This is a genomic window from Nocardioides sp. NPDC057577 (genome assembly GCF_042801335.1).
Taxonomy (GTDB): domain Bacteria; phylum Actinomycetota; class Actinomycetes; order Propionibacteriales; family Nocardioidaceae; genus Nocardioides.
The window spans coordinates 19377-27655 of sequence record NZ_JBHVGB010000065.1; the positions used below are offsets into that span (position 1 = coordinate 19377).

Annotated in this window: 8 protein-coding genes; 5 read left to right on the top strand and 3 right to left on the bottom strand. The window is 69.5% G+C overall.

What is annotated here, in order from left to right:
- Positions 1-6 precede the first annotated feature (6 nt).
- Positions 7-972 carry a formylglycine-generating enzyme family protein gene (locus tag ACFU7D_RS14830; protein ID WP_378868218.1) on the top strand — a complete coding sequence of 322 codons (966 nt, stop codon included), beginning with the start codon at positions 7-9 and terminating at the stop codon, positions 970-972.
- On the opposite strand, the gene ACFU7D_RS14835 is transcribed toward ACFU7D_RS14830, so the two are convergent.
- Positions 957-2501 carry a sulfatase-like hydrolase/transferase gene (locus ACFU7D_RS14835; protein WP_378868220.1) on the bottom strand — a complete coding sequence of 515 codons (1545 nt, stop codon included), beginning with the start codon at positions 2499-2501 and terminating at the stop codon, positions 957-959. The genes ACFU7D_RS14830 and ACFU7D_RS14835 overlap by 16 nt on opposite strands.
- 126 nt (positions 2502-2627) lie before the next feature.
- On the opposite strand from ACFU7D_RS14835, the gene ACFU7D_RS14840 reads away from it, so the two are divergent.
- Complete coding sequence (locus tag ACFU7D_RS14840; RefSeq protein WP_378868223.1) at positions 2628-3101, top strand: DUF5709 domain-containing protein; 474 nt, start codon at positions 2628-2630, stop codon at positions 3099-3101.
- Here the strand turns inward: ACFU7D_RS14840 and ACFU7D_RS14845 are convergent.
- Positions 3098-3493: a VOC family protein gene (locus tag ACFU7D_RS14845; RefSeq protein ID WP_091051896.1), complete on the bottom strand. Its 396-nt coding sequence runs from the start codon at positions 3491-3493 to the stop codon at positions 3098-3100. The two genes, ACFU7D_RS14840 and ACFU7D_RS14845, sit on opposite strands and share 4 nt — an antisense overlap.
- Before the next feature lie 55 nt (positions 3494-3548).
- Here ACFU7D_RS14845 and ACFU7D_RS14850 point away from each other — a divergent pair, with 55 nt between their 5' ends.
- Together ACFU7D_RS14850 and ACFU7D_RS14855 are read left to right on the top strand one after the other, a co-directional pair.
- Complete coding sequence (locus tag ACFU7D_RS14850; protein WP_378868225.1) at positions 3549-4598, top strand: adenosine deaminase; 1050 nt, start codon at positions 3549-3551, stop codon at positions 4596-4598.
- Positions 4599-4638: 40 nt separating this feature from the next.
- On the top strand, positions 4639-5493 hold the full coding sequence (locus tag ACFU7D_RS14855) for an alpha/beta fold hydrolase (RefSeq protein WP_378868227.1): 855 nt from the start codon (positions 4639-4641) through the stop codon (positions 5491-5493).
- A 34-nt stretch (positions 5494-5527) separates the two neighbouring features.
- Here the strand turns inward: ACFU7D_RS14855 and ACFU7D_RS14860 are convergent, their stop codons facing one another.
- Positions 5528-5947 (bottom strand): MarR family winged helix-turn-helix transcriptional regulator, encoded by a 420-nt coding sequence (locus ACFU7D_RS14860; protein ID WP_378868230.1) that lies wholly within the window; start codon positions 5945-5947, stop codon positions 5528-5530.
- A 127-nt stretch (positions 5948-6074) separates the two neighbouring features.
- On the opposite strand from ACFU7D_RS14860, the gene ACFU7D_RS14865 reads away from it, so the two are divergent.
- Positions 6075-8183 carry an MMPL family transporter gene (locus ACFU7D_RS14865; protein ID WP_378868232.1) on the top strand — a complete coding sequence of 703 codons (2109 nt, stop codon included), beginning with the start codon at positions 6075-6077 and terminating at the stop codon, positions 8181-8183.
- Positions 8184-8279 lie beyond the last annotated feature (96 nt).

Sequence of the window (8279 nt, forward strand, 5' to 3'; positions counted from 1 at the left end):
GTGGGCGTGCCTTCCGACCTCACCTTCGGCGCGACCCGCGGGCCCAGCCCCGACCCGGCTCGGCGCCCGCCGGCCCTGCCCCGCAAGCGCCGCCGGACCCTCGTCGACCTTCCCGGTGGGACGTACGCCGCCGGCGACTCGTTCGGCGAGGGCTACCAGGCCGACGGCGAAGGTCCGGTGCACCCGGTCGACCTGCCCGGCTTCCGGCTGGACGCGACGGCGGTCACCAACGAGGAGTTCGCCCGGTTCGTGAAAGCGACCGGCCACGTCACCACGGCCGAACGAGAGGGCTTCTCGGCCGTCTTCCACCTGGCCTTCGAGGGCTCACCGCGCGACATCCTCGGGCGCTCGCCCGAGGCACCCTGGTGGCTCGGCGTGCGCGCCGCCTCCTGGCGGGCGCCCGAGGGCCCCGGCTCCAACGTCGGGCGCCGCGGCAACCACCCGGTCGTGCACGTCTCCCACGACGACGCGCTGGCCTACTGCGACTGGGCCGGGACGAGGCTGCCCACCGAGGCCGAGTGGGAGTACGCCGCCCGCGGCGGTCACGCCGGCTCGCGGTTCCCGTGGGGCGACGACCTGGAGCAGGACGGCACCCACCATGCCAACGTCTGGCAGGGAGTCTTCCCCGACACCAACACCGCCGCCGACGGGTTCGTCACGACCGCGCCGGCGCGGACGTACGAGCCCAACGGCTTCGGCCTGTTCCAGATGATCGGCAACGTCTGGGAGTGGTGTGCGGACTGGTTCTCGCCGACCTACTACACCGAGCTCGTCGACGGGCTCGCCGCGGACCCACGCGGTCCCGCCGAGGGCCTGACCCGGGTCATGCGCGGCGGCTCCTACCTCTGCCACGACTCCTACTGCCACCGCTACCGGCTCTCGGCGCGCTCCAGCAGCCCGCCCGACTCGACCGCGGGCAACCTGGGGTTCCGCTGCGCGGCCGATCAGCCGGCCGATCAGCCGGCGGGGTAGAAGTCCTTCGGGCAGGTGTCACCGGCGCAGTCGGCGTACTTCTCGCTCAGCCCACGCAGCTCGGCCAGCTCATCGGCGTACTCGGGGAGCAGCGCGAGCGAGCGGATCTGGTAGGGGTCGTCGGCCAGGTTGTAGAGCTCTTCGCTGCCGTCGGAGAAGCGGGCGTAGGTCCAGTCACCGAAGCGGATCCCTGAGTAGATCTGCCTGGAGCCGTCGTTGACCCGCCAGGCGGAGAGCGGGATCACCCGGTTCTGCGCGGGGGCGTCGAGCCACGGCATGATGTTGACGCCGTCCTGCGGCCGCCCCGGTTCGGCGCCGGCGACCGCCATGATCGTGGTGGCGATATCGGGGTTGCCGACCCCCGTGGCCAGGGACCGGCCGGCAGGGATGCCCGGGCCGCGCAGGATCACCGGGATCCGCTGCGTCTCTCGGTAGTGCATCAGCTTGCCGTTGATGTTGTGGCCGCCGGTGGTGTAGCCGTTGTCGGAGGTGAAGATGATGATGGTGTCGTCGAGCTGGCCGGTCTCCTGCAGACGGAGTACGTGGCTGGCGACCGCGCGGTCGAGCGCCTGGACGGCCTCGACCCGCTGCTCGTGCGCGATCCGCAGCTCGGCGCGGCCCTGCGCGTCGAAGTGCTTGCGGGAGGCCGAGATCCGCGGCGCATCGGTCGGGGTGCGGAACATGTAGGGAGTGTCCGGCAGCTCGAGACCGTCGAAGGAGTGCTTGTCCTCGTCCGCCGGCCTGGTCGTGCTGGTGCCCTCCGGGTCGCCCGGCTCATCGGGACCACCGTGGTGCGGCGCCACGTAGTTCAGCCACATGTACCACGGCTTGTCGGCGCGCTCGGGCGCCGAGATCATCTCGTTGGCCTGGTCCCGCATGACGTACGTCGTGTAGCGGTTGTAGGTCGTGAGCTTGCCGTTGTGGTTGACCCGCGGCCGGATGAAGTTGTAGGTCGACATGTCGGTCGTCGCCCGCCAGTCGGTCCATCCGGGCGGCACGTCCTTGGCGGTCCCGTCGAGGCCGTAGCCGTTCAGGTATTTGCCGGTGAAGAGGGTGTCGTAGCCGGCGTCCTGCAGCGCCTCGGGCAGCGTGCCGGTGTGGTCCATCGCCTGGTAGCCACCGCGTTCGCCGTTGATCGTCACGGTGTGGTGGTTCTGGCTGTACTGCCCGGTCAGCAGCGAGGCACGGGCCGGCACGCAGATCGGCGTGGGAGCGATCGCCTCGGTCAGCGAGGTGCCCTGCGCGGCCAGGAGATGGCGCGTGTGGGGCATGAACTCGAGGTCCTCGTAGGCGAGGTCGTCGGCCGTGATCATCAGGATGTTGGGCTGGGTGGAGTCGGGCGTCCATTCGGGCGTCGCCGTCGGCGTCGAGGGCACCACGCCGTCGTTGTCGCCTCGCGCGAAGGCGTTCCCGGCCAGAGACCCCAAGGACCCCAGCGGACCGGCCGATTCAGGCATTGCGCCGAGCGCGATCGAGGTGCCGGCGAGCACGGCAACGGCCGCCACCGCCAATCGGGCGCGAGGCGCCATCTGGTCTGCTCCCTCGGTCGATCCCCGCGTCGTGTGTTTCCGTCCGGTTCCACTCCCTACCGGACCGGGTTAACGTTACCGAAGGGGGCCTCGATGACCCCAATGCCGGCTGATCAGGAGACTCAAGTGAGCGAATCGCGCGAGAACTACGGCGACTACAGTGTCGACGACGAGAACCAGATCACTGGCGAGGACGCGCTCTCCGGGGACGTTCTCGAAGGTGAGGTGCGCGACGAGCTCGACCACGGCATCGTCACCGCCGACCGCTACTCCACCGACTACGGCAACACGCCCTGGGAGGAGGAGCACCGTGAGTGCATCGACCAGCGCGTCCACCAGGAGGTGCCGGAGACGGATCCCTACGCGGTCGAGTACGACGATTCCGAGGAGAGCGACGACCCCGACGGGCGCGAGGTCGGCAACAAGCGAGCGGGGCGGCTGGTCGACCCCGACCGCGGCGAGGGCGAGGACACGGAGTCCGACCTCTACGGGATCGATGCCGGCATCGACGGCGCCGGCGCCTCCGCCGAGGAGGCCGCGATGCACATCATCGACGACGAGGAGAGCGACGAAGACAGCGACGAGGACGGCTACCGCTAAGCGGTGAGGTCGTCGACCTCGAGCACGAGCTCGACCTCGAACCCCTCGGAGCTCTCCAGATAGAGCGCGGTGTGCTCGTCGCCGCCGGCGTGCGGGTAGCGGTCGGCGTACATCTCGTGCCAGCCGTGCTCGGTGGAGGCCGCCCGCATCCTGTCGAGCACCTCCCGGCTCTCGACGGTGAACGCGATGTGGTTCACGCCTGGCCGGAGCCGGTCCTGCGTGCCGTGCTGGTCGGTGGAGTGCTCCAGGAAGACGTACGTCCCGTCCGCTGCCTCCCAGAAGTGACCCTTCTCCCCGGCCTCCCAGCCGAGCTCGCCGAAGAGCCACCCCCACTCCCCCGAGGCGGTCTCGAAGTCGTCGACCCAGAGGTCCCAGTGATGGATCGCCCGCATACGCTGAGGTTACAACCTGTTTCTCACCTGGGAACGCGGATGGCAGGATCGGGGCGTGAGTGATCTCAAGACCTTCATCGCCGGGCTGCCCAAGGCCGAGCTGCACGTCCACCACGTCGGGTCGGCATCGCCGCGGATCGTCTCGGAGCTGGCTGCGCGGCATCCGGGGACGGTGCCGGCGGACGTCGAGCTGCTGCGGGACTACTTCACATTCAGCGACTTCGCGCACTTCATCGAGGTCTACCTCTCGGTCGTCGACCTGGTCCGCACGCCGGAGGACATCCGCTACCTGACCTACGAGATCGCGCGCGACCTCGCGCAGACCCAGCAGGTCCGCTACGCCGAGCTGACCTGCACCCCCTACACCTCCGTACGCCCCGACCTGGCCGAGCGGCCGGCCGGGACCGGGCACGCCGGCATGGCGATCGAGGCCTACACCGAGGCGCTCGAGGACGCCCGGGTGGCGGCCGAGCGTGACTTCGGGATCGCGCTCCGCTGGATCTACGACATCCCGGGCGAGGCGGGGATCCCGGCGGCCGACGCGACGCTGGCGTACGCCGTCGACCACGGCCCCGAGACGCTCGTCGGGTTCGGGCTCGGTGGGCCCGAGGTGGGTGTTCCCCGGCCGCAGTTCGAGAGGCACTTCGACGCGGCTCGCGCGGCGGGGCTCCGGTCTTTGCCGCACGCCGGCGAGACCACCGGGCCGCAGACGATCTGGGACGCGGTGACCGTGCTGAAGGCCGAGCGGATCGGCCACGGCACCTCGGCGGCCCAGGACCCGGCCCTGCTCGCCCACCTCGCCGAGCACCGGATCCCGCTCGAGGTCTGCCCCTCGTCCAACGTCGCCACCGGCGCGGTCGCGACGATCGAGGAGCACCCGCTGAAGACGTTCGTCGACGCCGGTGTGACCGTCACGATCAACTCCGACGACCCGCCGATGTTCGCGACCACGCTCAACCGGGAGTACGAGATCGCGACCGACCTCCTCGGCCTCGACACCGCCGGCATCGCCGATCTCGCCCGTGCCGCGGTCGACGTCTCCTATGCACCCGACGACGTCAAGGCCCGGCTGCGGGACGAGATCGACGCGTACGCCACGCCTTAAGCGCTTGACGCGGCTCGGACCCGCCCGTTTGCTGGACGCCATGGGCGAACTGACACTGGCGGTCAACGGGATCGAACTGTGCGTCGATACCTTCGGGAGCCCGGCGGACCCGCCGATCCTGCTCGTCGGTGGGATGAGCGCCTCGATGGACTACTGGGAGGACGACTTCTGCCAGGCGCTGGCCGTGGGCCGGAGGTTCGTGATCCGCTACGACCACCGCGACACCGGCCGCTCGACGACCTGGCCACCGGGAGAGCCCGGCTACACCGGGCGCGACATGATCGCGGACATCCCGGCCCTGCTCGACGCCTTCGGCCTGGACAAGGGCCATATCTTCGGGATCTCGATGGGCGGGGCGCTGGCCCAGTGTGCGGCAGTGCTCCATCCGGAGCGGGTCGAGACGCTGATCCTCAACGAGACCTCACCGGCCTTCGACGGCGTACCCGACCTACCGCCCATCGGTGAGGAGCTGGCCGACTTCTTCGCGGCGGCGGCGAAGAGCACGGTGCCCGATCCCGACGACCACGAGGCCCTGGTGGCGATGCTGGTCGAGGACCAGCGGGCGTTCGTACCCGAGCGCTTCGACGAGGCCCGGATGCGGGCCGTGGTCGAGCGAGCCGTACGCCGCACCCCGGACATGCGGCCGAGCCTCGCCAACCATCACGCGATGAGCGACGGCGACCCGGTCGAGGCGACCCTGGCCGACATCGTCGCCCCGACCCTGGTCGTCCACGGCACCCGTGACCCGCTCTTCCCGATCGGTCACGCCGAGATCCTCGCCCGCGACATCCCGGACGCGACGCTCCTCGTCCTCGACGGCGTCGGCCACGAGCCACCCCCGCCCTACACCTGGGACACGGTCATCCCGGCAATCCTCGACCACACCAGTCGTTGAGGAAGTCCTACTGCTGGATCGTGTCGGCCGCCGCTTAAAGGAGCCGCTCGACCGCCGCGATCGCCGCAGTGAGATATGCGTCGATGACCGCACGATCTTCAGGTGACAGCCCGCGATCGAGATCGTCCAGGGCAAGAAACATCGGCATCAGCTGACCGAGGATGTCCGCGCGACCGGAGTCGGTGACCACGACGTGGGTCCGGCGGCGATCGTCTTGATCTGGTTCACGCCGGACGTGGCCGCGTGAGGCGAGTCGGTCGACGATCCCGGAGGCTGCTGCCGAGCTCACGCCCAGCTGGCGGGCCAGGTCGCTCGGCCCGATCGGCTCGCGGGTGATCAGTTTCATCGCAGAGAGCTCATGGTGATTCAAGTCGGCGCGACGAGCCACCGCCGGCGCCGACTGCTGCGCGACGTCGAGCAGTCGCCGAAGCAGCTGCAGCGTGGATGTGCCCATGGCCTCGGCTACCTGCCCAGGCGAGGGCTTCACCTGAGGGTCGTTCGAGTCGTCGCCTTGGATTTATCTCACCAACTTACTAAGTTTCTTTCATACTTCCGCTTCAAGTCTACCTAGGAGGACGCACGTGCCGTCCCTTTCCTCGCGTCGAGCACCGGCCACCCGCCGGCTGTTGCGACCATCCCTGGCCGCCGCGGTCTCGCTCGTCGCGCTCGTTCTCTCCGGCCTCTTGATCGGCGCTGTCGGGGAGGCAGAACGCACACCTTCGGCGACCGACAACCTCCCGGATGGCTACGACTCCAGCACCGTCGCAGAACTCGCTGACGAGTTCGGGGCCGACGACTCCGCAGTTGCGATCGTGCTGTTCACCGCCGACGACGGCAAGCTGTCCACCGAGACGGTCGAGGGCGAGCTCACGGCACTGTATGGCGAGGTCGTGGCGTCGGAGAGTCCGCAACAAGGTGACAGCGGCCAACCCGCCCAGCAGCAACCGCTTCAAGTCAGCGAGGACGCCACGGCTGCCCTGGGCGTGGTGCCGATCGGGACCGAGGGCGCGAGCGAGACCGCCGACGCGATCGAGCGGATCCGCGAACTTCTCGACGACCAGACACCCGACGGCGTCAACGCTCAGGTCACCGGTCCTGCTGCGGTCCAGGCCGACCTCGCCGGGGTCTTCGAGGGTGCCGACGTCACCCTGCTCGCCGCCACCGCCGTGATCGTCGCGCTGCTGCTGATCATCACCTACCGCAGCCCATTGCTATGGATCGTTCCGCTGTTGGTGGTCGGGCTCGCCGACCAGGTGGCCGCCGTCTCGGCCACCCATGTTCTCGCGACGTTCGGTGTCGCCTGGGACGAGTCGACCATCGGGATCCTGAGCGTCCTCGTCTTCGGCGCCGGCACCGACTACGCGCTGCTGCTGATCAGCCGCTACCGCGACGAGCTGCGAGTTCAACAGGATCGTTACGTCGCGATGGCCACCGCCGTGCGCGGTACGCTCGAAGCGGTGCTGGCCAGTGCCACGACGGTCACGCTCGGCCTGCTGACCCTGCTGCTCTCGGTGGTACCGACCACCCGCGGCCTCGGACTGGCGTGCGCAGTCGGCGTGGTGATCGCGGCATCGTACGCATTGATCGTGCTGCCCTGCACTCTTGTGCTTTTCGGGCGGTGGGTGTTTTGGCCGCTGGTCCCGCGAGTCGGCCAGGAGCCGCTGGTCGAATCGCGCACTTCTGCGTGGCACCGGCTGGGTACCACCGTCTCCCGACGTCCCCGCGGCTTCGCCCTGGGCGCGGTCGGCGTGGTCGCACTGCTGGGCTTCTCCGTCACCCAGATCGAGCAAGGACTACCTACCTCCGAGCAGTTCCTCGACACGCCGGAGTCGATCAGCGCCGCCGCCCGCCTCGGCGAGTCCTTTCCCGCCGGCACCGTCGACCCCGCCACCGTCATCACCGGCAGCGATCCCGGCGAGGTGACAACCGCGATCGAGCAGGGCGACGACGTGGTATCCGTGCGCATCACAGGGCAGAACGACGACCTCACCCGGCTCGCCGTGGTCTTCGCCGCCGCGAGCAACACGGCGGCAGCCGAGGCCGCCGTCGTCGACCTTCGTGACCGGCTCGACGGCTTCGACGACACCTGGGTCGGCGGCACCGAGGCGCAGTCGGTCGACGAGCGCGACGCCGCGGAGCGCGATCGGGCGCTGCTGATCCCGCTGATCCTCGGCTTGGTCATCATCGGCCTGGTGCTGCTGCTGCGATCGATCGTCGCTCCGCTGCTGCTGGTGGCCACTGTGGTCGGCACCTTCTTTGCCGCCCTCGGCACATCGTGGTGGATCTACACCGGTGTCTTCGGGTTCTCTGCGATCGACGTCGGCGTGCCGCTCCTGGCGTTCCTGTTCCTGGTCGCGCTCGGGGTGGACTACAACATCTTCCTCATCACCCGGGCGCTGGAAGAGTCGCGGGCGCACGGGCTCCGCGACGGCATGCTCCGCGGTCTCACAGCGACCGGCGGCGTGATCACCAGCGCGGGCATCCTGCTGGCGGCGGTCTTCGCCGTGCTCGGCGTGCTCCCGTTGGTGGTGCTTGCCCAGCTCGGCATCGTCATCTTCGTGGGCGTGCTGCTCGACACGCTGCTCGTGCGCACCGTGCTGGTGCCCGCCCTGTCGCTGTGGCTTGGCCCGGCGTTCTGGTGGCCGCGCCGAGCTGGTGCGATCACGGGCGAGCGCGATGGAGCTGCGTGATTGACCGGCTTGATTGACCGGTAGGGCGCAGTGCGCCCTACCGGTCAATCACCCGGGGGCGGTTTCGGTGGCGAGGGTTCCGCGCCTGAGCTACTC

Excerpts from the sequence above, each read along its gene's own strand:
- ACFU7D_RS14835 (WP_378868220.1), bottom strand. The coding sequence starts at position 2,501 with ATGGCGCCTCGCGCCCGATTGGCGGTGGCGGCCGTTGCCGTGCTCGCC.
- ACFU7D_RS14845 (WP_091051896.1), bottom strand. The coding sequence starts at position 3,493 with ATGCGGGCGATCCATCACTGGGACCTCTGGGTCGACGACTTCGAGACC.
- ACFU7D_RS14855 (WP_378868227.1), top strand. The coding sequence starts at position 4,639 with ATGGGCGAACTGACACTGGCGGTCAACGGGATCGAACTGTGCGTCGAT.
- ACFU7D_RS14860 (WP_378868230.1), bottom strand. The coding sequence starts at position 5,947 with ATGGGCACATCCACGCTGCAGCTGCTTCGGCGACTGCTCGACGTCGCG.